Origin of the sequence: Streptomyces sp. NPDC050416, assembly GCF_044458845.1 — a bacterium.
Lineage (GTDB): Bacteria > Actinomycetota > Actinomycetes > Streptomycetales > Streptomycetaceae > Streptomyces.
On sequence record NZ_JBITII010000013.1, the window covers coordinates 228,132 to 249,943 of the forward strand.

The following is a 21,812-nucleotide window of genomic DNA, read 5'->3' on the forward strand; positions in this document are numbered from 1 at the left end:
TCCATGACTCCTACGACGGAGACCATGGTCGGAATCGGCGGCGCCGCGGAGAGCACCGACATGGTGCTCAACATCGGGCCGCAGCACCCGTCCACGCACGGCGTGCTGCGGCTGAAGCTCGTGCTGGACGGCGAGCGCATCACGCACGCGGAGCCCGTGATCGGCTATATGCACCGCGGCGCGGAGAAACTGTTCGAGGCGCGCGACTACCGCCAGATCATCATGCTCGCCAACCGCCACGACTGGCTGTCGGCGTTCTCCAACGAGCTGGGCGTGGTGCTCGCCGTGGAGCGGATGCTCGGCATGGAGGTCCCCGAGCGCGCCGTGTGGCTGCGTACGCTGCTCGCCGAGCTGAACCGGGTGCTCAACCACCTGATGTTCCTCGGCTCGTACCCGCTGGAACTCGGCGGGATCACCCCGATCTTCTACGCCTTCCGGGAGCGCGAGGAGCTCCAGCACGTCATGGAGGAGGTCTCCGGCGGGCGGATGCACTACATGTTCAACCGCGTGGGCGGCCTCAAGGAGGACCTGCCGGCCAGCTGGACCACACGCGCGCGTGCCGCCGTCGCCGACGTCCGTTCCCGGATGGACCGGTTCGACGACCTGGTGCTCGGCAACGAGATCTTCCGGGGCCGCACCCGCGGCGTGGGCACGCTCTCGCCCGAGGCCGTGCACGCGTACGGGGTGAGCGGGCCGATCGGCCGGGCCTCGGGCGTCGACTTCGACCTGCGCCGGGACGAGCCGTACCTCGCCTACGGGGAGCTGGGCGACGTCCTGAAGGTGGTGACCCGGAGGGAGGGCGACTGTCTCGCCCGCTTCGAGTGCCTCCTGGAGCAGACGCACAACGCGCTGGACCTGGCCGACGCCTGCCTCGACCGGCTCGCCGAGCTGCCGCCCGGGCCGGTCAACCAGCGGCTCCCCAAGGTCCTGAAGGCACCCGAGGGCCACACGTACGCCTGGACCGAGAACCCGCTCGGCATCAACGGCTACTACCTGGTCAGCAAGGGCGACAAGACCCCGTACCGGCTGAAGCTGCGCTCGGCCTCGTACAACAACATCCAGGCGCTGACGGAGCTGCTGCCGGGGACGCTGGTCGCGGACATGGTGGCGATCCTGGGATCGATGTTCTTCGTCGTGGGCGACATCGACAAGTAGCCCTAGACCTGGAGCGGGTCCTCGATTCCGACCGGCTGCACCAGCCACCCGAAGTCGCCGAGGCCCCCCGCCGCGGTGAGCTCGGCGGCCTCTCCGGCGCTCGAGAGGGCGCGTACGTAGGCGGCGGGGTCGGTGGACGCCAGCGTGAGCGGGGGGCGTGCGCCGGTCACGCCGAGGGCACGCAGTGCCTCGCGCTGCGGGAGCAGCCGCCCGCCGGGCAGCGCGCACGCGTCGAGTGCCACATGGGCCGTGATGTCGCGGGAGCCGTCCGGCACGGCCGCCGTCTCGCGGCCCTCCCGGAAGCCGGTGAGCGTCCCGAACGGCGGCCGGGTGTCCGCCGTGTGCGCGTAGTCCACGGCGACGGCGAGCCCCCGGTCGAGCGTGGCGACCGCCGAGGCCCAGGCCTCGTCCCTGGGCAGACCGATCTCGGCCCGCAGCCCCGGCTCGCCGGGCAGCGGCCACCAGCGCGCCAGCCACCGCGCCTGCGCCCCGTCGACCGGCTCCCCGAGCCGTTCGGCCCCGTCGTCCCGGACCATGACCAGCCGCGCCACGCCCGCGGAGTCCACCTCGGCGACCTCCACCGGTACGTTGTCCAGCCACTCGTTGGCGAACAGCAGACCGGTCGCGCCCCGCGGCGGCTCGGCCCGCCACTCGATCCGGTGATCCAGGCCCGCGGGCCGCACGGCGACCTCGACGGCGCACACGCGCGTGCGGGCCGCGACGTCGGCCGGGAGCGCGGCGAGCACTCCGGCGGCCAGCTCGCCCCGCCCGGCCGCCATGTCGACGAAGTCCAGTTTCGCGGGCCGTCCCAGCGCCTCGTCGACCCGGCACAGCAGCTCCGCGACGGCCCCTGCGAACAGCGGCGACGCGTGCACGGACGTACGGAAGTGCCCGGCCGGCCCCTCGGCCCGGCGGTAGAAACCGCCCGGCCCGTACAAGGCCTCCTGAGCCGCCGCACGCCACCCGCGCCACCCGCGCCTCTCCGGTCCCCCACCCCTCGTCACTGCTGTCACGGGGCCAGGCTATGCGGACACAACGAACGCAACTCCACCTTGGGGAGTACACGCGCCCGGTGCGGATCGGCCCTCCGGTTGACCCCTGCACCTATCCCGCTTCCCTACGCTGGGTTACGTGCAGCGCCTCTATGACTTCCTCCGCAGGCACCCGATGTGGGTCGACGGCTCGTGGGCCGTGGTCCTCCTCGGGATTTCCGTGGTCGGCGGAGCGTCGGGCGGATTCGGCTCCCCGGCCGTCGCCGTTCCGCTTTCGCTGCTGTTGTGCCTGGTGGTCGCGCTGCGCCGCCGCATGCCGGAGAAGATGCTGCTGCTCGCCACCGCGGTCGGTGTGGCCCAGCTGATCACCGATGTCGAGATGGGCCCCCACGACTTCGCCCTGCTGGTGATCGTCTACACGGTTGCCGCGGAGGGCGCGCGCTGGGCCTCCCGCTTCGCGCTGGCCGCCGGCCTGTGCGCGGCCCCCGTGGCCCATCTGCGCTGGCCGAGCGACCAGGCGAGTGTCGCGACCGGTATCGCCGCGGCGGTCTTCATGACCGTGCCCTTCGCCCTCGCCTGGGTGCTCGGCGACTCCATCCGCACCCGCCGCGCCTACTTCGCGCAGCTGGAGGAGCGGGCCGCCCGCCTGGAGAGGGAGCGCGAGGCACAGTCCAAGGTCGCCGTCGCCGCCGAACGCGCCCGTATCGCCCGCGAGTTGCACGACGTCGTCGCGCACAACGTCTCGGTGATGGTGGTGCAGGCCGACGGCGCCGCCTACGTCCTCGACGCCGCCCCCGACCAGGCGAAGAAGGCCCTGGAGACCATCTCCTCCACCGGCCGTCAGGCTCTCGCCGAGATGCGCCGCCTGCTCGGCGTGCTGCGCACCGGGGAGCACGAGGAGGGCGGCGAGTACGTGCCGCAGCCCGACGTCCAGCAGATCGAGGACCTCGTCGAGCAGTGCCGCGGGCACGGACTGCCCGTCGACTTCAAGGTCGAGGGCACCCCCCGCCCGCTGCCCAGCGGCGTCGAGCTGACCGCCTACCGCATCGTGCAGGAGGCGCTCACCAACACCCGCAAGCACGGCGGGCCGGGCGCGGGCGCGAGTGTGCGCCTGGTCTACTTCGACGACGGCCTCGGCCTGCTCGTCGAGGACGATGGCAAGGGCGCCCCGCACGAGCTGTACGAGGAGGGCGGGTTCGACGGCCAGGGCCACGGCCTGATCGGCATGCGCGAACGGGTCGGCATGGTCGGCGGCACCCTGGACGCAGGCCCGCGCCCGGGCGGAGGATTCCGCATCAGCGCCCTGCTGCCGCTCAAACCCTCCGGCTGACCTCGGCACACGCCCCTCGCTGACACCTGTAACGCTCCCACCCGCAACGCTCGCCCAGCCGCAACGCTCCCACCCGTAACGCTCCCACCTGTAACAGAGACTGGAAGAGGCTCCGATGACGATCCGCGTGATGCTCGTCGACGACCAGGTGCTGCTGCGCACCGGTTTCCGGATGGTGCTCGCCGCCCAGCCGGACATGGAGGTCGTGGCGGAGGCGGGCGACGGTGTCGAGGCCCTCCAGGTGCTGCGCTCGACCGAGGTCGACGTGGTGCTGATGGACGTGCGCATGCCGAAGCTGGACGGGGTGGAGGCGACCCGCCGGATCTGCTCGGACACCGACCCGCCGAAGGTGCTCATCCTGACCACGTTCGACCTCGACGAGTACGCCTTCTCCGGGCTGAAGGCGGGCGCCTCCGGCTTCATGCTCAAGGACGTGCCGCCCGGGGAGCTCCTCGCCGCGATCCGCTCCGTGCACAGCGGGGACGCGGTCGTCGCGCCCTCCACCACCCGGCGGCTCCTGGACCGCTTCGCGCCGATGCTGCCGAGCACCGCCAAGGAGCCCCAGCACCAGGAGCTGGAGCGGCTCACCGGACGCGAGCGCGAGGTCATGGTGCTGGTCGCGCAGGGCCTGTCCAACGGCGAGATCGCGGCCCGGCTGGTGCTGTCCGAGGCGACCGTGAAGACACACGTGGGCCGCATCCTGACCAAGCTGGGGCTCAGGGACCGGGTGCAGGTGGTGGTGCTCGCCTACGAGACGGGGCTGGTGCGGGCCGGCGGGCACGCCTGAGCCGTCCGCCAGGGGGCTGTTATCTGAGGATCCCCTCCAGGAACTCGCTGCCGAGCCGGGCCACCACCGTCACGTCCAGCTGGTGCAGGACGTAGCGCCCACGGCGGCGGGTGGTGATCAGGCCCGCCTTCTTCAGCACGGCCAGATGCCGGGATATCTCCGGGGCCGTCATGCCGTGCGCCTGCGCCAGCTCGCCGGTGGTGTACGCGCTGCGGGCCAGATTGCGGCAGATGCGCATGCGCACGGGGTGGGACAGGGCGGTCATGCGCAGGGCCAGCTGCTCCAGCGTGGGCGGGGCGGCGAGCTCGGGGGAGCCGACCGGGTAGTGCAGCACCGGCTGCCAGCCGTACCGGTGCAGGACCGCCAGATGGGGCCAGCCCAGGCTCGTCGGGACGAGCAGCAGGCCGCCGTCGCCCGTGGTCGTACGGGCCTCGCCCAGCTTGTCGACCGCGATGTCGGCGGCGGCCTCGTCGAGCGTCACCGCCGGGGACACCGCGGCGAGCGCCTCGGCCAGGCCCCTGTGCCTGAGCAGGTCCGTCTTGTGGCGGGCGTCCGCGGCGAGCTGGTGACGCAGCCGGGACCAGGCCTCCGCGAAGAACGCCTCGTCGCAGTCCTGCAGGAACTGCCGCAGCCAGGCCCGGATCCTGGGCGGGTCGGCCAGCAGCCGCTCGCTGAACCGCAGCTGCTGCGGCCCCCGCGCGGCGGCCAAGTCCAGTGACCGGCGGCGAATGCCGGGGTCGGACAGCGCGGTGGGCCCGGACGAGCCGTACCCGACGGCACACGTGAACTCCAGCGCCGCGTCCACGAACTGCTCGTCCGTCAGCTTGTCCAGCAGGTCCAGTTCCTCGGCGAGGGTGGCGCACGGCAGTGTGCCCGGGACACCGGCGTACGGCAGGAACAGGTCCGAGAACGTCGTCCGCCACAGGAAGTCGGCCTCGCACATCCGGTCGGCCAGATGCGGGTCGAGCCGGGCGGTCACGCCCGTCACCCAGCCCTGCAGGCCCGGGTGGTGTCCCGGCTCGGACAGCGCGTGCAGCGCCATGCCCAGCTCGGCCAGGGGCGAGGGCACGACGGCGACCTGTTCCGGCCGCAGCCCCGCGATGTCGATGTGCACGCTCATGACCTCATGGTGCACCCCGCCACTGACAATGCCCCGCTCGATTGACGGGCCTCGTCAATCGACGCGACGCCGCCCTAGGCACGGGCGCACTGTGGGACCACCGGGGCAGCCGCGGAGCCTTCGGACCTCCAACACCCCGACCCGCAGAGGCGATCCACCATGAGCATCACGCAGCAGTACCTCCTCGACAGCTACCGCGCCCACGCCCTCGGGGAGCCCGCCCCGCCCGCGCCGGGCACGCACGACTGGCAGGTCGTACGGGAGTGGCGCGACGAGCGGCAGTTCCGGGCGGTCCTCGCCGGGCGCCCGGCCCGCCGGCGGAAGCGGGTCCGGCTCGCCCTGGGCCGGTGGCTGCCCTCCGGGCGCCGCGCTACCGGCTGATCGGCCCGGGCAGCCGGGCGACGAAGTCGGTGACGGCCGTCTTCACGTCCTCGGCGGTCCACTCGAGACCGGCGGACCGCACCTGCACCTCCGTGCAGGCCAGTCCCGGGCCGCTCCGGTCCCAGGCGAAGGAGAACAGGATGGTGCCGGTCTCCTCGGCCGTCCGCACCGCCGCCTCCGAGAGCACATCTGCGTCGTAGGGCAGCCACACCTGGAAGTCGTGGGTGTGCGGCACCTCAGGGTGCACGCGCGCCCACGGCACCCCGGCCGCCGCGAACCCCTCGCGCAGGGCGGCGGCCACCACGCGCGCGTGGGCGACGAACTCCGGCAGGCGGGGCAGTTGGCGCTCCAGCCCGGCCAGCGCCGACAGGGCCGCCGGGAACTGCTGGAAGACCAGGCCGCCGTACCGGTGCCGCCAGGCCTTCGCCTCCTCCACGAGCTCCCCCGGCCCGGCGAGCGCCGCACCGCCGAAGCCCTCGAGGGACTTGTAGAACGACACGTAGACACTGTCGGCCAGGCCCGCGATCTCCTCCAGGGACCGGCCGAAGTGGACCGTGGACTCCCACAGGCGGGCCCCGTCGAAGTGCACCACCGCGTCCCGCTCCCGGGCGGCCGCCACCACCTCGGTGAGCTCCTCCCAGGAGGGCAGCACGAAACCGGCGTCCCGCAAGGGGAGTTCCAGCATCAGCGCGCCGAAGGGCTCCTCGAAGTCGCGCACCTCGGCGGCGGTGGGCAGCCGCGGCTCGCCCGTCACGCGCACCGGCCGCAGGCCGCCGACCTCGCTGAACGCGTTCCGCTCGTGCACCTCGGGATGGCTGAGTGCGTGCAGGGCGACGGTCGGGTTGCCGGTGCGGCCCGCCCAGCAGCGCAGCGCCACCTGCTGGGCCATCGTCCCCGTCGGGAAGAACGCGGCGGCCTCGGTGCCGAGCAGTCCGGCGACCTTCGTCTCCAGCGCCTCGACGACGCCGTCGCCGTACACGTCGGACCGCTCGTCCAGGTCGTACAGGTCCTGCACCCCGTCCAGCTCCGCCAGCCGCTCCCGGAGCGTCTTGTGGAAGGCGAAGCGCGCGAACACCCGCTGTGCGCCGCGGTGGGCGGCCAGCCGCCGCTCACGGAGCTGTGACCTGAGGCCCTCTTCCGGCCGGTCCTCCTCGGACAGTTGCCCGGTGGCCCGCTCGCCCTGCTCGTCCTGTTCCGCCGTGTCGCTCATGGCCCGGATCATCCCCCGCGCGCGTGCGGCCGGGCACCCGGATTTCCGTACGCCCGAGCAGGGGTTCCCGTACGCCCGTGCCCGCGTGTGATGCACACCCTGTGGACAACCGGACGCCCCTCGAACCGATCGCGTTAACATGACGAGAAATCGTCCGGTACCCGGAGCGGACTGGAACGGGAAGGCCGCCGTCGAGTGAACACAACCCCACAGCCAGACCCCAGGGACCGCCCCGCGCGGCTCACCGTCGGCGTCGTAGGCGCCGGCCGCGTGGGACCCGCATTGGCCGCGTCCCTCCAGCTCGCCGGGCACCGCCCGGTCGCCGTCTCCGCGGTCTCGGAGGTCTCCCGGCGCCGCGCCGCGCAGCTGCTGCCGGACGTGCCGGTGATGCCGCCCGCCGAGGTCCTCCAGCGGTCCGAGCTGGTCCTGCTGACGGTCCCGGACGACGCCCTGCCCGAGCTGGTCGCGGGCCTCGCCGACACCGGGTCCGTACGGCCGGGACAACTGCTCGTCCACACCTCCGGGCGGTACGGCGCGCGGGTCCTCGACCCCGCCCTGCGCGCGGGCGCCCTGCCGCTGGCCCTGCACCCCGCGATGACCTTCACCGGCACGCCCGTGGACGTCCAGCGGCTGGCCGGCTGCTCCTTCGGCGTCACCGCGCCCGAGGAGCTGCGGCTGGCCGCCGAGGCCCTGGTCATCGAGATGGGCGGCGAGCCGGAGTGGATCGCCGAGGAGAACCGGCCGCTCTACCACGCGGCCCTCGCGCTCGGCGCCAACCACCTGGTCACCCTGGTCGCCCAGTCCCTGGAGCTGCTGCGCACGGCCGGTGTCGCGGCCCCCGACCGGATGCTCGGCCCGCTGCTCGGCGCGGCCCTGGACAACGCCCTGCGCTCCGGCGACGCGGCCCTCACGGGCCCGGTCGCGCGCGGCGACGCGGGCACGGTCGCCGCGCATGTCACCGAGCTGCGCCGGCACGCCCCGCAGGCCGTCGACGGCTACCTGGCGATGGCCCGCGCGACCGCCGACCGGGCCCTGGCCCACGGTCTGCTGAAGCCTGAGCTCGCCGAGGACCTCCTCGGGGTACTCGCCCACGGGACCGACGGCACCGAAGGGGACGCCCGATGACCACGACCCTGCTCAGCACCGCCGCCGAACTGCACGCACGCGCGCGTGCGGGCTGCCGCGCCGTGGTGATGACCATGGGCGCGCTGCACGAGGGCCACGCCACGCTGATCCGCACCGCGCGCGCCCTCGCCGGACCCGACGGCGAAGTCGTCGTCACCGTCTTCGTCAACCCGCTCCAGTTCGGCGCGGGCGAGGACCTCGACCGCTATCCGCGCACCCTGGACGCCGACCTGAAGCTGGCCGGGGAGTCGGGTGCCGACGTCGTGTTCGCCCCGGCCGTCGACGAGGTCTACCCGGGCGGCGAGCCCCAGGTCCGCATCACCGCGGGCCCCATGGGGGAGCGGCTGGAGGGCGCCTCCCGCCCGGGCCACTTCGACGGCATGCTCACGGTCGTCGCCAAGCTGCTGCACCTCACCCGCCCCGACGTCGCCCTGTACGGCCAGAAGGACGCCCAGCAACTCGCCCTGATCCGCCGCATGGTGCGGGACCTGAACTTCGGCGTGGAGATCGTCGGCGTCCCCACCGTCCGCGAGGAGGACGGCCTGGCCCTGTCCAGCCGCAACCGCTACCTCTCGCCCGCCGAGCGGCGCACCGCCCTCGCGCTGTCCGGCGCCCTGTTCGCGGGCCAGGACCGGCACGCCGCGCAGGAGGCGCTGCGCGCCCGGGCCCGCGAGGTGCCCGCCACACGCGCGCGTGCCGAGGCCCTCAGCGCCATAGGCGAGTCCCGCGCGGCAGCGGACGCGCACGCCGTCGCGACGGCCGTCCCGGGCGGCCCCGCCGCCGTCCGCGCGGCCGCCCGCCAGGTCCTCGACGAGGCCGCCCGCCTCGACCCGCCGCTCGTGCTGGACTACCTCGCCCTGGTCGACCCGTCCGACTTCACCGAGATCGGGGACGACTTCACCGGCGAGGCGGTCCTCGCCGTCGCCGCCCGGGTCGGGACGACCCGGCTGATCGACAACCTTCCCCTCACCTTCGGAGCCGCCTCGTGACCAGCACAGGCATACGACTGCACGCGCCCGCCCCCGGGTGGTCCATCTCCGCGGACGTGGTCGTCGTCGGCTCCGGCGTCGCCGGCCTCACCGCCGCCCTGCGCTGCGAGGCGGCCGGCCTCACCACCGTCGTCGTCACCAAGGCCCGCCTGGACGACGGCTCCACCCGCTGGGCCCAGGGCGGCATCGCCGCGGCCCTCGGCGACGGCGACACCCCCGAACAGCACCTGGACGACACCCTGGTCGCGGGCGCGGGCCTGTGCGACGAGGAAGCGGTCCGCATCCTCGTCACCGAGGGCCCCGACGCCGTACGCCGCCTCATCGAGACCGGCGCCCAGTTCGACGAGTCCTCCGAAGGCCGTCTGGAACTGACCCGCGAGGGCGGCCACCACCGCCGCCGCATCGCCCACGCCGGCGGCGACGCCACCGGTGCCGAGATCTCCAGGGCCCTGGTCGAGGCGGTACGCGCGCGTGGTCTGCGCACGGTCGAGAACGCGCTCGTCCTGGACCTCCTCACCGACGCCGAGGGCCGCACGGCGGGCGTCACCCTGCACGTCATGGGCGAGGGCCAGCACGACGGCGTGGGCGCGGTCCACGCCCCCGCGGTGGTCCTGGCCACCGGCGGCATGGGCCAGGTCTTCTCGGCGACGACCAACCCGTCCGTCTCCACGGGCGACGGCGTGGCCCTGGCGCTGCGCGCGGGCGCCGAGGTGAGCGACCTGGAGTTCGTCCAGTTCCACCCGACGGTCCTCTTCCTGGGCTCCGACGCGGAGGGCCAGCAGCCCCTGGTCTCCGAGGCGGTCCGCGGCGAGGGCGCCCACCTGGTCGACGCCGACGGCGTGCGCTTCATGCAGGGGCAGCACGAACTGGCCGAACTCGCCCCGCGGGACATCGTCGCCAAGGGCATCACGCGCCGCATGCAGGAGCGGGACGCCGAGCACATGTTCCTCGACGCCCGGCACTTCGGCGCCGATATGTGGGAACACCGCTTCCCGACGATCCTCGCCGCCTGCCGCGCCCATGGCATCGACCCGGTCACCGAGCCCATCCCGGTCGCCCCGGCCGCCCACTACGCCTCCGGCGGCGTCCGCACCGACTCCCGGGGCCGTACGACCGTCCCCGGCCTGTACGCGTGTGGCGAGGTGGCCTGCACCGGCGTGCACGGCGCCAACCGCCTGGCCTCCAACTCCCTCCTCGAAGGCCTGGTCTACGCCGAGCGCATCGCGGCCGACATCGCCGCGAACGGCCTCGAGGCGCGTGTGCCGCAGCCGCTGCCGCACCCGGAGACCCCCGAGCACCCGCTGCTCACGCCGGAGGCCCGCTTCACGATCCAGCGGATCATGACGAACGGGGCCGGTGTCCTGCGCTCGGCCGAGTCCCTCACCAAGGCCGCCGACCAGCTCCAGCAACTGCACACCGACGCCCGCGACGCCCTCGCGGAGAACGGCAAGACGGCCGAGGCCGGCGTCGACACCTGGGAGGCCACCAACCTGCTGTGCGTGGCCCGCGTCCTGGTCACCGCGGCCCGGCTGCGCGAGGAGACCCGGGGCTGCCACTGGCGCGAGGACCACCCCGAGCGCGACGACACCACCTGGCGGCGCCACATCGTCGTAAGCCTGAACCCCGACCGCACGCTGGCCGTGCACACCACGGACACCACACACTTCCCCACGACCCTCCAGCCCCAGGCCCCCCAGGAGCAGTGACCGACGTGAGCACCCCCGACCTTCCCCTCGCCTCGTCCGGAGGCTGCGGCGACGGCTGCGCCTGCGGCGCGGACGAGGAGGCATACCTGGAGTGCGGGCTGGACCCCGCACTCGCCCAGCTCCTGGCCGACGCCGGCCTCGACCCCGTCGAGGTCGAGGACATCGCCAACGTGGCCCTCCAGGAGGACCTCGCCCACGGCGTGGACGTGACGACGGTGGCGACGATCCCCGAGGACGCGGTGTCCACCGCCGACTTCACGGCCCGCGAGGCGGGCGTCGTGGCCGGCCTGCGCGTCGCCGAAGCGGTCATCTCGGTCGTCTGCGAGGAGGAGCTCGAGATCGAGCGCCACGCGGAGGACGGCGACCGCGTCGAGGCGGGCCAGAAGCTCCTGTCCGTCACCACCCGCACCCGCGACCTCCTCACGGCCGAGCGCAGCGCGCTGAACATCCTGTGCCGTCTGTCGGGAATCGCGACGGCCACGCGCGCGTGGGCGGACGCCCTGGACGGCACGAAGGCCAAGGTCCGCGACACCCGCAAGACGACACCCGGCCTGCGCTCCCTGGAGAAGTACGCGGTCCGCTGCGGCGGCGGCGTCAACCACCGCATGTCCCTCTCGGACGCGGCCCTCGTCAAGGACAACCACGTGGTCGCCGCGGGCGGCGTCGCCCAGGCCTTCAAGGCGGTCCGCGAACGCTTCCCCGACGTCCCCATCGAGGTCGAGGTCGACACCCTGCACCAGCTCCGCGAGGTCCTGGAGGCCGGCGCCGACCTGATCCTCCTGGACAACTTCACGCCGGGCGAGTGCGAGGAGGCGGTCGCCCTCGTCCAGGGCCGCGCCCTCCTGGAGGCCTCGGGCCGCCTCACCCTCGACAACGCCAAGGCCTACGCGGACACCGGCGTCGACTACCTGGCCGTCGGTGCCCTCACCCACTCCTCGCCGATCCTGGACATCGGCCTGGACCTGCGGCCGGCGGAGTAGGGGAGCGGGTACGGGCCATGCTGCTGACGATCGACGTAGGCAACACCCACACCGTCCTGGGCCTGTTCGACGGCGAGGACATCGTCGAACACTGGCGCATCTCCACGGACGCGCGCCGCACCGCGGACGAACTGGCGGTCCTCCTCCAGGGCCTGATGGGCATGCACCCGCTCCTCGGCGACGAACTCGGCGACGGCATCGACGGCATCGCCATCTGCGCGACCGTCCCCTCGGTCCTGCACGAGCTCCGCGAGGTGACGCGCCGCTACTACGGCGACGTCCCGGCGGTCCTCGTCGAACCGGGCGTCAAGACGGGCGTCCCGATCCTCATGGACAACCCCAAGGAGGTCGGCGCGGACCGCATCATCAACGCGGTCGCGGCGGTCGAGCTCTACGGCGGCCCCGCGATCGTCGTCGACTTCGGCACGGCGACGACGTTCGACGCGGTCAGTGCGCGCGGCGAGTACGTCGGCGGGGTCATCGCCCCCGGCATCGAGATCTCCGTCGAGGCCCTCGGCGTCCGCGGCGCCCAGCTCCGCAAGATCGAGGTGGCCCGGCCGCGCAGCGTCATCGGCAAGAACACGGTCGAGGCGATGCAGTCGGGCATCATCTACGGCTTCGCCGGCCAGGTCGACGGGGTCGTCAACCGCGTGGCCCGCGAGCTGTCGGAGGACCCGGAGGACGTCACGGTCATCGCGACGGGGGGTCTGGCACCGATGGTTCTGGGCGAGTCGTCGGTCATCGACGAGCACGAGCCGTGGCTGACGCTGATCGGGTTGCGACTGGTGTACGAGCGGAACGTGTCGCGTATGTGAGCTGGCGTTGGTGAGTGCGCAGCCCGGCGGAGCGGGGTGCCGCTGCGCCCACCCGTGCGGCCTGGGGGCACCTCCCAGGCCCTTAAGGCACTGGGGGAGGCACGACTGCCCGCAGCTGAGGCGGCCACGGCGGCCCGCAGCGCGGCGGCCTGCGGGCAGCTAGGGCGGGGACGCACCCGCACCCGCCGACGGCGGAAGGGGACGTGTCGGGGGGTGTCCGCCCGCAGCGGTTGGCGCGTCAACGCCGGTTAGTCGGTGTGTGACCCCATCGCGCCGTTGCGAGGGCGGACACTCCCCGGCGCGGCCCCGACCCACCACCACCGCGTAGGCGCAGGCGGCGCGCCTCCCCGCCCACCCGGGTGGTCCCCCACGCCACACCCATCCGATATGCGGGATTTGTCTGATTAGCGCGTATCGTCGCAGCATGCCCACGCCATACGGATCCCGCGGCGGCATGGCGTTCGGCGTGGAGGAGCTGCGTGTGCTCCGCCGCGCTCTCGCCCTCGCCCTCCACCCCACGTCCGCCTCGGCCGACGACGTCCAGGACTGCCTCCGCCTCGCAGAGTCGCTCGACGAGGCGCTGCGGGAGGGAGCCAGGCTGCGTGCCTTCCTCGTGGCCGACCTCGGCCGGTACCGCGCCGCCCTCCCCGGCGCCGCCGCCGGCTACCTCGCGCTCCTGGACGAGGCGCTGGGCGCCGGATACCGCCCCCAGCCCGACGACCTGGCCGCCCTCGGCGCCCTGCGCGGCAACCCCACCGCGGCCGCCCTCCTGGACCGCTGTCATCGGCTCACTGGGCAGCAGCCCGTGCGCACCACCCGGTCGCACATCCCCGCACCGCTGGCCCAACCGCCCGCCCGACCGGCCGCCCCCGCCGTCCCCGCCTCCCGTACGCGCCTGCGTCTCCTGCCCCTCCCCGGCGGCCTCTCCACCGTCTCCGAGGACACCCCGGAAAAGCAGCCCGAGAAGAAGCCCGCACGGAAGCCGGCGGCTCCGAAGCCCGCCCCCAAACCCACCCCGGCCCCCGCCCCGGGCACCCCCAAACCCGGCCGCCCGATCCCCACCCCGGGCGAGGTCTTCCCGCGCCGCAAGCCCACCCCGCCGCCACCCCCGGGCAACCCCCAGCAGCTCGCCGCGGGCTGACGTGGCTACTCTGGAGCCATGGACTACGTCTCCGCGCTCCTGCCCCCGGTCGTCATGGCCATCTTCTTCATCGGCGTGATCCGGGTGATCGTGAAGACACAGGGCGGCGCCAACAAGGCCAAGGAGGACGCGGCCGTCGACGCCGCCCTCGCGCGCGTGGAGGGCGCCCGGCAGTCCTCCGCGACGCCCCCGAAGGCCGAAGCCTGACCGGACCGCTGCGGCCCCCGGGCGCAGCCCTCCGACGGCGTACGACTCCGTGCGGCCGGCCCCCCGGCGAGGCCCGCACTTTCGAGTCGTACGCCCTTTTTGCTCCCGTTCGCCGTGAAGCGCACGTCCGCCACGCCATTACCCAGATCTCCCACTATTGTTCTGAGGTGTGCCTCGCCCATTGGGAGAACTCGAAGACGCGGTCATGTCGCGGGTGTGGAAGTGGAACCGCCCGGTGACCGTTCGAGAAGTCCTGGAAGATCTTCAGAAGGAGCGGTCCATCGCGTACACCACCGTGATGACCGTTTTGGACAATCTCCATCAGAAGGGCTGGGTGCGCCGCGAGGCGGAAGGCCGCGCCTATCGATATGAGGCGGTCTCCACACGCGCCGCCTACGCCGCCGCCCTGATGAACGACGCCTGGTCGCAGAGCGACAACCCCGCCGCGGCTCTCGTCGCCTTCTTCGGCATGATGAGCGAGGAACAGCGAGAGACTCTCCGCGATGCCGTACGCATCGCCCAGGTCCCGGAAACCCGGAAACCGACCGGACTGTCGGAACTGGCCCATCAGCCGGAACGAACGGAACCGCCGGAACGAAGCCAACCGCCGGAACGAAGCGAACGCCCGGAACGAACGGAACCGCCGGAGAACCCCGCCTCTGCTCAGGACCCCGGCGGGCGATAGCGTCCCGGTCATGTCCGCGAAGAGCCCTGAAGCCCCCGCAAAAGCCATCACCGTCCGCCGGGCACGTACCAGCGACGTCCCGGCCGTGCGCCGCCTCCTCGACGCCTACGTCCGCGGCGGCATCCTGCTCGACAAAGCAACGGTGACGCTTTACGAGGACATCCAGGAGTTCTGGGTCGCGGAACGGGACGACAACGCCGAGGTCGTCGGCTGCGGCGCCCTCCACGTGATGTGGGAAGACCTCGCCGAAGTCCGCACTCTCGCCGTGAAGCCCGGCCTGAAGGGCGCGGGCGTCGGACACCAGTTGCTGGAGAAGTTGCTCCACACCGCCCGCTGGCTCGGCGTTCGCCGTGTTTTCTGTCTGACCTTCGAAGTGGACTTCTTCGCCAAGCACGGCTTCGTGGAGATCGGCGAGACGCCTGTCGACACGGATGTCTACGCGGAGCTGCTGCGTTCCTATGACGAGGGTGTCGCGGAGTTCCTCGGACTCGAACGAGTGAAACCGAACACCTTGGGCAACAGCCGGATGCTTCTGCATCTGTGATCACCAGGACGGACACACAAGCCAGTTGCAAGCCGGTCGCAAGACCCGGGTGCCCTATGTCCGAAACGCGCACGTTTTCGGACGGGGGCGGGGCTGCTGGTCTCTGCCGAGGGTTTGTGTTTTTCCGGCAAAAGCGGTTTGCTTTCCGAGGTACTGCAAGTACTGCATATAACAGGGGACGGCGATACGGCGGACGCCGGCACACCCCGGCCCTGAAGATATCGATGAAAGGAAATCCGGTGGCACAGAAGGTTCAGGTCCTTCTTGTCGACGACCTCGACGGCGGCGAGGCGGACGAGACCGTCACGTTCGCGCTGGACGGCAAGACGTACGAGATCGATCTCACCACCGCTAATGCGGACAAGCTCCGCGGCCTTCTCGAGCCTTACGTGAAGGGCGGTCGTCGTACCGGAGGCCGCGCTTCGGGCGGGCGCGGAAAGGCGCGTGCGGCTTCGAGCGGCAGCCAGGACACCGCGGCCATCCGCGCCTGGGCGAAGGAGAACGGCTACGAGGTCAACGACCGCGGCCGTGTTCCCGCGACCATCCGCGAGGCCTACGAGAAGGCCAACGGCTGAACAGCGGCACTACCGGCCCTGCGCGCGCTAGGCCGACGGCTGGGCAGACGCGCGCCGCAGCCGGACCCGGTGGCACTGTGTGGCCACGGTGTTCACCAGCCGTACGAGATCGGGGGCGTCTCCACCGCCCCCCAACGCCGACAGCGTCGGCAGCGAGGCCTCGACCTCGCATCCCGGCTCGGGGGGCCGCAGCCACATGGCGGCCCCCTGGGAACCGAACCGGCCCAGGGGAAGCGGCCGGCCAGGACAGAAGCCGGACTCGGGGGACAACGCGCCGTCCGCCTCATGAGCCGACGGCGCGACCCCCTGCCGGTCCCACCCGGTCCCCGAAGCCATGAACGCCGCACCTCCCTCCCAGGGCAGTCCCCCGCCGCTCTCGCCAGGCATCGCCCCTCCCGCCTGGCGTGGTACCGCCCCGTCCGCTTCGCGGAGGCCCGGCGTACCTCTGCCGCAGGGCAGCACACCGCCGCCTTCGCCGGGCACCGCCGCACCCGCCTGGCGTGGTACCGCCCCGTCCGCTTCGCGGAGGCCCGGCGTACCTCTGCCGCAGGGCAGCACACCGCCCGCCTCGTCAGGCAGCGGCCTGCCGTGCTCGTGCCGCATCGAGCCGCCCGACTCGGGCTGCGACAGCGTGTCCGTCTCGCAGGGCAGCAGCCCGCCGCTCCCGCGCCGGAGTGAGCCGTCCATCGTGGAGAGCAACAGCGACTCGGTCCTGTAGAGCAGTGGCCCGCCGCCCCCCTCGTCCGGCCCCGAGTCGCCTCTCCCACGGCAGAAGCACGCGTCCGCCCCCTGCGGCGGCAACCCGCCGCCCGCCGACCCCACGCGCAGCCGCTCGCCCCTCTCACATGCCGGCGGCGGCGGATTCAGCCACGGCGGCCGCGGCGCCTCCATCGTGCTGCCCGGTTCGATCGCCGTCAGGTCGAGCGGCAGTTTTCCCCACTCCAGCCACTCCAGCAGCCCGGGCAGTTCCTCCGCCGTGCCCGCCGCCACCAGGAATCGCATCCGGTCGCCGAGCAGAGCCACCGGAGAGCCCGGTGCCAGGCGCCGCAGGGCCGCGTGTCCCGCCTCGGCAGGCACGTCCAGGACGTCGTAGCGCACCCCAACCACCAGCCGCAGAGGATCGCCGGGCACCGTCGGCCAGCCCAGTTCGTTCTCGTACCACCGCCGGACCCCGCAGCTCGCGTCGAGCGGCCGGCGGGGGAGCGGGACGGGGCGAGGGGCGCCGAACATGCCAAGTGCAACAGCCGTAAGGAAGTGCGGGTTACGCTGGGTGGCGTCACGAGTGCGCATGGTGGCCAAATGGGGGCATGTGGGGGGTGCGGGGAGGCGCAAGGTTGTTCGCCCGTAGCGGAGGGAAGGGGGGCGCTCGGCATGGACTTCGGGTCCGTGCGGGTAAGACATCCCTAGTGGGAGGGGGCGACACGCAGGAAAGGCCGTCTCACGTTCGCCATGGGCGTACTGACGAAGGGGGTAACTGCCTGGCCTGCGGGAACATCGTCTCGCACCATCGGGTTGGAGCAGATGTCGGCGTTCGGGGTCAGGAGGCCAAGGACGGTGTCGGCAGTTGGAATGAGCGGTCCCCGCTTGCGGGACTAAGCTGCGGAAGGACAGGGAGGGGAAGTTCCCCCCACTGCCTGACCGCTCTGAGGAGCGATTAACGATGTTCGAGAGGTTCACCGACCGCGCGCGGCGGGTTGTCGTCCTGGCTCAGGAAGAAGCCCGGATGCTCAACCACAACTACATCGGCACTGAACACATCCTCCTGGGCCTGATCCACGAGGGTGAAGGTGTCGCCGCCAAGGCCCTTGAGAGCCTCGGGATTTCGCTCGAGGCGGTCCGCCAGCAGGTGGAGGAGATCATCGGCCAGGGCCAGCAGGCCCCGTCCGGGCACATCCCCTTCACCCCCCGTGCCAAGAAGGTCCTGGAGCTGTCGCTCCGCGAGGCCCTTCAGCTGGGCCACAACTACATCGGCACGGAGCACATCCTGCTCGGCCTGATCCGCGAGGGCGAGGGCGTCGCCGCCCAGGTCCTGGTCAAGCTGGGCGCAGATCTGAACCGCGTGCGGCAGCAGGTGATCCAGCTGCTCTCCGGTTACCAGGGCAAGGAGACCGCCACCGCCGGCGGTCCTGCCGAGGGCACGCCCTCCACGTCCCTGGTCCTCGACCAGTTCGGCCGGAACCTCACCCAGGCCGCTCGTGAGTCCAAGCTCGACCCGGTCATCGGGCGCGAGAAGGAGATCGAGCGGGTCATGCAGGTGCTGTCCCGCCGTACGAAGAACAACCCGGTTCTGATCGGTGAGCCCGGCGTCGGCAAGACCGCCGTCGTCGAGGGCCTCGCCCAGGCCATCGTCAAGGGCGAGGTGCCCGAGACCCTCAAGGACAAGCACCTCTACACCCTGGACCTCGGCGCGCTGGTCGCCGGCTCCCGCTACCGCGGTGACTTCGAGGAGCGCCTGAAGAAGGTCCTCAAGGAGATCCGCACCCGCGGCGACATCATCCTGTTCATCGACGAGCTGCACACGCTGGTCGGTGCGGGTGCCGCCGAGGGCGCCATCGACGCGGCTTCGATCCTGAAGCCGATGCTGGCCCGCGGTGAGCTGCAGACCATCGGTGCGACCACGCTGGACGAGTACCGCAAGCACCTGGAGAAGGACGCGGCCCTCGAGCGCCGCTTCCAGCCCATCCAGGTCGCCGAGCCGTCCCTGCCGCACACGATCGAGATCCTCAAGGGTCTGCGTGACCGCTACGAGGCGCACCACCGCGTCTCCATCACGGACGAGGCGCTGGTCCAGGCCGCCACCCTGGCCGACCGGTACATCTCGGACCGCTTCCTGCCGGACAAGGCGATCGACCTGATCGACGAGGCCGGATCGAGGATGCGCATCCGCCGGATGACCGCGCCGCCGGACCTGCGCGAGTTCGACGAGAAGATCGCCGGTGTCCGCCGCGACAAGGAGTCCGCGATCGACTCGCAGGACTTCGAGAAGGCCGCCTCCCTCCGCGACAAGGAGAAGCAGCTCCTGGCCGCCAAGGCCAAGCGGGAGAAGGAGTGGAAGGCCGGCGACATGGACGTCGTCGCCGAGGTCGACGGCGAGCTGATCGCCGAGGTCCTCGCCACGGCCACGGGCATCCCGGTCTTCAAGCTGACCGAGGAGGAGTCCTCCCGCCTGCTGCGCATGGAGGACGAGCTCCACAAGCGGGTCATCGGCCAGAACGACGCCGTCAAGGCGCTGTCGAAGGCGATCCGCCGTACGCGTGCCGGTCTGAAGGACCCGAAGCGTCCCGGTGGCTCGTTCATCTTCGCCGGCCCGTCCGGTGTCGGTAAGACCGAGCTGTCCAAGGCGCTCGCCGAGTTCCTCTTCGGTGACGAGGACGCGCTGATCTCCCTCGACATGTCGGAGTTCAGCGAGAAGCACACGGTGTCGCGTCTCTTCGGTTCGCCCCCCGGTTACGTGGGCTACGAGGAGGGCGGCCAGCTGACGGAGAAGGTCCGCCGCAAGCCGTTCTCGGTCGTCCTCTTCGACGAGGTCGAGAAGGCCCACCCGGACATCTTCAACTCGCTGCTGCAGATCCTGGAGGACGGTCGCCTGACCGACTCCCAGGGCCGGGTCGTGGACTTCAAGAACACGGTCATCATCATGACGACCAACCTCGGCACCCGGGACATCTCCAAGGGCTTCAACCTGGGCTTCGCGGCCTCGGGTGACACGAAGACCAACTACGAGCGCATGAAGAACAAGGTCTCGGACGAGCTCAAGCAGCACTTCCGGCCCGAGTTCCTCAACCGCGTCGACGACGTGGTCGTGTTCCCGCAGCTGACCCAGGACGACATCCTGCGGATCGTCGACCTGATGATCACCAAGGTGGACGAGCGCCTGAAGGACCGGGACATGGGCATCGAGCTCGCCCAGTCCGCCAAGGAGCTGCTCGCCAAGAAGGGCTACGACCCCGTGATGGGCGCCCGGCCGCTGCGCCGGACGATCCAGCGCGAGATCGAGGACAGCCTGTCGGAGAAGATCCTCTTCGGCGAGCTGCGCCCCGGTCACATCGTGGTCGTGGACACCGAGGGCGAGGGCGAGACCAAGACCTTCACCTTCCGGGGTGAGGAGAAGTCGGCCCTGCCGGACGTCCCGCCGATCGAGCAGGCGGCCGGTGGCACGGGACCGAACCTGAGCAAGGACGTGTAAGCGTCACGGTCGAGTGAGAGGGGCCGGTGCTGAAAGGCACCGGCCCCTTTTCCATGCCCAGAGGGTGGGCGAGCTCCGGCCCTACGACAGCTGCCCGTCGTAGTCCGGCAGCTTGAACGTCTTCTCGGCGTGGCCGCCGGAGAGGTCGGTGGCGCTGTTGCCGATGTTCGCGATGATCGTGTAGCCCTTCTTCTCGACGTCGACGCGCTGAGCCGTCTTGTATTCGGCGACGTTCTTGAAGAGGTCGATGAAGTTCCGGACGTAGAGCCCGGAGACCTGGTAGCCGGCCTGCTTGAGGTTGTACTCGGTGAACGAGGAGATGATGTCCGGGCGGGCGGTCACGAAGAACAGGGCGACGCCGCGCTCCTGGGCGTATCTGGCGGCCTCCAGGACCGGTTTGTTGGCCGGCTGCGGGTAGCTGAAGCCGAAGTCGGTCTCCAGCGTGGTGTTGTCGATGTCGAAGACGATCGCCTGCTTCTCGCCCGGCCTGGCGGCAGCGATCCGCTGCTTCAGATAGGGCAGCGCCTGGTCCATCACCGCCTGGCAGTCCTTCTGCCAGGTCGCGTAGTCGACGTCTGCGGCGGCGGCCGTGGTGACCGCGGTGGCGGCACCTGCGGGGGCCGCGGCGTCGGCCGGTGCGGCCATCGCCACGAGAGCGGCTGCCGAGACTGCGGTCACTGATGCACGGCGCAACCAGGGGCGTCGGGTCTGCATGTCGTGGGGGTCCTCTCACGTCCGTGACGCTGCCAACATGTCGTGTGCATGTTCGTGGGCGAGGGTGGCGCGAGGGGAACCGTAGGGTTACCGGACGGTAGGTGCATAGAGGCGTGCGCCACATTTCCGGAATGGCCGAAGAGGCTCTCCGGTGACATGCCGCACAGGCGATATGTCCGTTACTAGGCGGAATAGTGCTGAACGGATCCGGAGGAAAGGGATTCTTGACCCCGTAGAGCGCGCGGAAGTGCGGTGTAGTGCCCTGTTTTGTCCCGAATGAGTGTCATGTCAAGAGACGTAGAACACTGAACTAAGTTACTAACTTGGGCCGTAGATCACGCTTTTGGGAGTTTGTCGGACTTCGGGTTACCAAGGGATGGCCATTCGGCGAGCGACTGTGCGCCGGGTGGTTTTCACCGTCCCCTTCCCCATGAGGTTTCGATGTCCCAGCGCGTCACGTCCCGTTCTTCCCGTACGTCCCAGCTCCGCACCCGTGCGACCGTGCTGGCCGCCGGCCTCGGTGTCTCGGTCGCACTGGGAGCAGGGGTCGCGTCCGCCGCCGACACCACGGCCGCGTCCGGTGCCGCCGGCGCCGTCCAGGCGCAGGCCGCCGCCCAGGCCAAGGCCGCCAAGGCCGCGGCCGTGAAGGCCGAGAAGGCCGCCCAGGCCGCCGCCGCGAAGAAGGCCGCCGCGAAGAAGGCGGCCGCCGCCAAGAAGGCCGCCGTGCAGAAGGCCGCCAAGAAGGCCACGCCGTCCTGGGTCGACCCGGTGAAGAAGTACAAGCTCTCCGCGAGCTTCGCCCAGGCCGGCGGCATGTGGCAGTCCACCCACAGCGGGCAGGACTTCGCCGTGCCGAGCGGCACCCAGGTCGTCGCCGCCCACGGTGGCACCGTCGTCAAGGCCGGCGGCAACGGCGCCGGTGACGGTCCCGCGTACGGCAACGCCGTCGTGATCAGGCATGGCAACGGCACGTACTCGCAGTACGCCCACCTGTCGCAGGTCAAGGTGAGGATCGGCCAGGTCGTCAAGACCGGCCAGGAGATCGCCCGGTCCGGCAACACCGGCAACTCCAGCGGTCCGCACCTGCACTTCGAGATCCGTACGACCCCGAACTACGGCTCGGCGGTCGACCCGGTGAAGTTCCTGCGCGCCAAGGGCGTCAAGGTCTGA

Annotated in this window: 20 protein-coding genes and 2 pseudogenes; 16 read left to right on the top strand and 6 right to left on the bottom strand. The window is 71.6% G+C overall.

Annotation, left to right across the window (positions count from 1 at the left end; all coding sequences use genetic code 11):
- Positions 1–3 precede the first annotated feature (3 nt).
- Positions 4–1,155, top strand: coding sequence for an NADH-quinone oxidoreductase subunit D (locus tag ACIBL4_RS34160; protein ID WP_399415651.1), 1,152 nt, complete (start codon positions 4–6; stop codon positions 1,153–1,155).
- A gap of 2 nt (positions 1,156–1,157) precedes the next feature.
- On the opposite strand, the gene ACIBL4_RS34165 is transcribed toward ACIBL4_RS34160, so the two are convergent.
- Positions 1,158–2,168 (bottom strand): SAM-dependent methyltransferase, encoded by a 1,011-nt coding sequence (locus ACIBL4_RS34165; RefSeq protein ID WP_399415652.1) that lies wholly within the window; start codon positions 2,166–2,168, stop codon positions 1,158–1,160.
- A 118-nt stretch (positions 2,169–2,286) separates the two neighbouring features.
- Between ACIBL4_RS34165 and ACIBL4_RS34170 the strand changes: the two genes are divergently transcribed.
- On the top strand, positions 2,287–3,477 hold the full coding sequence (locus ACIBL4_RS34170; RefSeq protein ID WP_399415653.1) for a sensor histidine kinase: 1,191 nt from the start codon (positions 2,287–2,289) through the stop codon (positions 3,475–3,477).
- Between the two features lie 115 nt (positions 3,478–3,592).
- Positions 3,593–4,264, top strand: a complete 672-nt coding sequence (locus tag ACIBL4_RS34175; protein ID WP_399415654.1) for a response regulator — start codon at positions 3,593–3,595, stop codon at positions 4,262–4,264.
- A gap of 19 nt (positions 4,265–4,283) precedes the next feature.
- On the opposite strand, the gene ACIBL4_RS34180 is transcribed toward ACIBL4_RS34175, so the two are convergent.
- Positions 4,284–5,384 carry a DUF5937 family protein gene (locus tag ACIBL4_RS34180; RefSeq protein ID WP_399415655.1) on the bottom strand — a complete coding sequence of 367 codons (1,101 nt, stop codon included), beginning with the start codon at positions 5,382–5,384 and terminating at the stop codon, positions 4,284–4,286.
- A 159-nt stretch (positions 5,385–5,543) separates the two neighbouring features.
- Here ACIBL4_RS34180 and ACIBL4_RS34185 point away from each other — a divergent pair, with 159 nt between their 5' ends.
- Entirely contained in the window at positions 5,544–5,765 is a 222-nt protein-coding gene (locus ACIBL4_RS34185) for a hypothetical protein (RefSeq protein ID WP_399415656.1), read from the top strand.
- On the opposite strand, the gene ACIBL4_RS34190 is transcribed toward ACIBL4_RS34185, so the two are convergent.
- A complete protein-coding gene (locus ACIBL4_RS34190) occupies positions 5,755–6,975 on the bottom strand; it encodes a threonine aldolase family protein (protein ID WP_399415657.1) in 1,221 nt (406 codons plus the stop codon). The genes ACIBL4_RS34185 and ACIBL4_RS34190 overlap by 11 nt on opposite strands.
- 195 nt (positions 6,976–7,170) lie before the next feature.
- On the opposite strand from ACIBL4_RS34190, the gene ACIBL4_RS34195 reads away from it, so the two are divergent.
- The 10 genes from ACIBL4_RS34195 (at position 7,171) to ACIBL4_RS34240 (ending at position 15,742) form a co-directional block, all read left to right on the top strand.
- Positions 7,171–8,100, top strand: coding sequence for a DUF2520 domain-containing protein (locus ACIBL4_RS34195; protein WP_356922569.1), 930 nt, complete (start codon positions 7,171–7,173; stop codon positions 8,098–8,100).
- A complete protein-coding gene (gene panC / locus ACIBL4_RS34200; protein WP_399415658.1) occupies positions 8,097–9,089 on the top strand; it encodes a pantoate--beta-alanine ligase in 993 nt (330 codons plus the stop codon). The genes ACIBL4_RS34195 and panC overlap by 4 nt, the downstream gene beginning before the upstream one ends.
- Positions 9,086–10,795, top strand: a complete 1,710-nt coding sequence (locus ACIBL4_RS34205; RefSeq protein ID WP_399415659.1) for an L-aspartate oxidase — start codon at positions 9,086–9,088, stop codon at positions 10,793–10,795. The genes panC and ACIBL4_RS34205 overlap by 4 nt, the downstream gene beginning before the upstream one ends.
- A gap of 5 nt (positions 10,796–10,800) precedes the next feature.
- A complete protein-coding gene (gene nadC / locus ACIBL4_RS34210) occupies positions 10,801–11,775 on the top strand; it encodes a carboxylating nicotinate-nucleotide diphosphorylase (RefSeq protein WP_399415660.1) in 975 nt (324 codons plus the stop codon).
- A 17-nt stretch (positions 11,776–11,792) separates the two neighbouring features.
- Entirely contained in the window at positions 11,793–12,590 is a 798-nt protein-coding gene (locus ACIBL4_RS34215; protein ID WP_306965004.1) for a type III pantothenate kinase, read from the top strand.
- Between the two features lie 424 nt (positions 12,591–13,014).
- Positions 13,015–13,731, top strand: a complete 717-nt coding sequence (locus tag ACIBL4_RS34220) for a hypothetical protein (protein ID WP_399415661.1) — start codon at positions 13,015–13,017, stop codon at positions 13,729–13,731.
- 18 nt (positions 13,732–13,749) lie between these two features.
- Positions 13,750–13,938 (top strand): hypothetical protein, encoded by a 189-nt coding sequence (locus ACIBL4_RS34225; RefSeq protein WP_338782107.1) that lies wholly within the window; start codon positions 13,750–13,752, stop codon positions 13,936–13,938.
- 205 nt (positions 13,939–14,143) lie between these two features.
- Complete coding sequence (locus ACIBL4_RS34230; RefSeq protein ID WP_399415690.1) at positions 14,144–14,623, top strand: BlaI/MecI/CopY family transcriptional regulator; 480 nt, start codon at positions 14,144–14,146, stop codon at positions 14,621–14,623.
- 10 nt (positions 14,624–14,633) lie between these two features.
- Complete coding sequence (locus tag ACIBL4_RS34235) at positions 14,634–15,167, top strand: amino-acid N-acetyltransferase (RefSeq protein WP_399415662.1); 534 nt, start codon at positions 14,634–14,636, stop codon at positions 15,165–15,167.
- A gap of 239 nt (positions 15,168–15,406) precedes the next feature.
- Positions 15,407–15,742, top strand: a complete 336-nt coding sequence (locus ACIBL4_RS34240) for an Lsr2 family protein (RefSeq protein WP_010048839.1) — start codon at positions 15,407–15,409, stop codon at positions 15,740–15,742.
- A 27-nt stretch (positions 15,743–15,769) separates the two neighbouring features.
- On the opposite strand, the pseudogene ACIBL4_RS34245 reads toward ACIBL4_RS34240, so the two are convergent.
- Both ACIBL4_RS34245 and ACIBL4_RS34250 read right to left on the bottom strand, forming a co-directional pair.
- A pseudogene (locus tag ACIBL4_RS34245) lies at positions 15,770–15,988 on the bottom strand (hypothetical protein); the annotation flags it as partial.
- Positions 15,989–16,621: 633 nt separating this feature from the next.
- Positions 16,622–17,143 (bottom strand): annotated as a pseudogene (locus tag ACIBL4_RS34250) (SCO3374 family protein); the annotation flags it as partial.
- A gap of 259 nt (positions 17,144–17,402) precedes the next feature.
- Here ACIBL4_RS34250 and ACIBL4_RS34255 point away from each other — a divergent pair.
- Positions 17,403–19,928, top strand: a complete 2,526-nt coding sequence (locus ACIBL4_RS34255; RefSeq protein ID WP_399415663.1) for an ATP-dependent Clp protease ATP-binding subunit — start codon at positions 17,403–17,405, stop codon at positions 19,926–19,928.
- A gap of 81 nt (positions 19,929–20,009) precedes the next feature.
- Here the strand turns inward: ACIBL4_RS34255 and ACIBL4_RS34260 are convergent, their stop codons facing one another.
- Complete coding sequence (locus tag ACIBL4_RS34260) at positions 20,010–20,642, bottom strand: HAD family acid phosphatase (RefSeq protein WP_399415665.1); 633 nt, start codon at positions 20,640–20,642, stop codon at positions 20,010–20,012.
- Positions 20,643–21,083: 441 nt separating this feature from the next.
- On the opposite strand from ACIBL4_RS34260, the gene ACIBL4_RS34265 reads away from it, so the two are divergent.
- Positions 21,084–21,812: a M23 family metallopeptidase gene (locus ACIBL4_RS34265; RefSeq protein WP_399415667.1), complete on the top strand. Its 729-nt coding sequence runs from the start codon at positions 21,084–21,086 to the stop codon at positions 21,810–21,812.

Excerpts from the sequence above, each read along its gene's own strand:
- panC (WP_399415658.1), top strand. The coding sequence starts at position 8,097 with ATGACCACGACCCTGCTCAGCACCGCCGCCGAACTGCACGCACGCGCG.
- ACIBL4_RS34190 (WP_399415657.1), bottom strand. The coding sequence starts at position 6,975 with ATGAGCGACACGGCGGAACAGGACGAGCAGGGCGAGCGGGCCACCGGG.
- ACIBL4_RS34225 (WP_338782107.1), top strand. The coding sequence starts at position 13,750 with ATGGACTACGTCTCCGCGCTCCTGCCCCCGGTCGTCATGGCCATCTTC.
- ACIBL4_RS34230 (WP_399415690.1), top strand. The coding sequence starts at position 14,144 with ATGTCGCGGGTGTGGAAGTGGAACCGCCCGGTGACCGTTCGAGAAGTC.
- ACIBL4_RS34160 (WP_399415651.1), top strand. The coding sequence starts at position 4 with ATGACTCCTACGACGGAGACCATGGTCGGAATCGGCGGCGCCGCGGAG.
- ACIBL4_RS34185 (WP_399415656.1), top strand. The coding sequence starts at position 5,544 with ATGAGCATCACGCAGCAGTACCTCCTCGACAGCTACCGCGCCCACGCC.
- ACIBL4_RS34260 (WP_399415665.1), bottom strand. The coding sequence starts at position 20,642 with ATGCAGACCCGACGCCCCTGGTTGCGCCGTGCATCAGTGACCGCAGTC.
- ACIBL4_RS34220 (WP_399415661.1), top strand. The coding sequence starts at position 13,015 with ATGCCCACGCCATACGGATCCCGCGGCGGCATGGCGTTCGGCGTGGAG.
- ACIBL4_RS34215 (WP_306965004.1), top strand. The coding sequence starts at position 11,793 with ATGCTGCTGACGATCGACGTAGGCAACACCCACACCGTCCTGGGCCTG.
- ACIBL4_RS34255 (WP_399415663.1), top strand. The coding sequence starts at position 17,403 with ATGTTCGAGAGGTTCACCGACCGCGCGCGGCGGGTTGTCGTCCTGGCT.
- ACIBL4_RS34180 (WP_399415655.1), bottom strand. The coding sequence starts at position 5,384 with ATGAGCGTGCACATCGACATCGCGGGGCTGCGGCCGGAACAGGTCGCC.
- ACIBL4_RS34175 (WP_399415654.1), top strand. The coding sequence starts at position 3,593 with ATGACGATCCGCGTGATGCTCGTCGACGACCAGGTGCTGCTGCGCACC.
- ACIBL4_RS34265 (WP_399415667.1), top strand. The coding sequence starts at position 21,084 with ATGTCCCAGCGCGTCACGTCCCGTTCTTCCCGTACGTCCCAGCTCCGC.
- ACIBL4_RS34235 (WP_399415662.1), top strand. The coding sequence starts at position 14,634 with ATGTCCGCGAAGAGCCCTGAAGCCCCCGCAAAAGCCATCACCGTCCGC.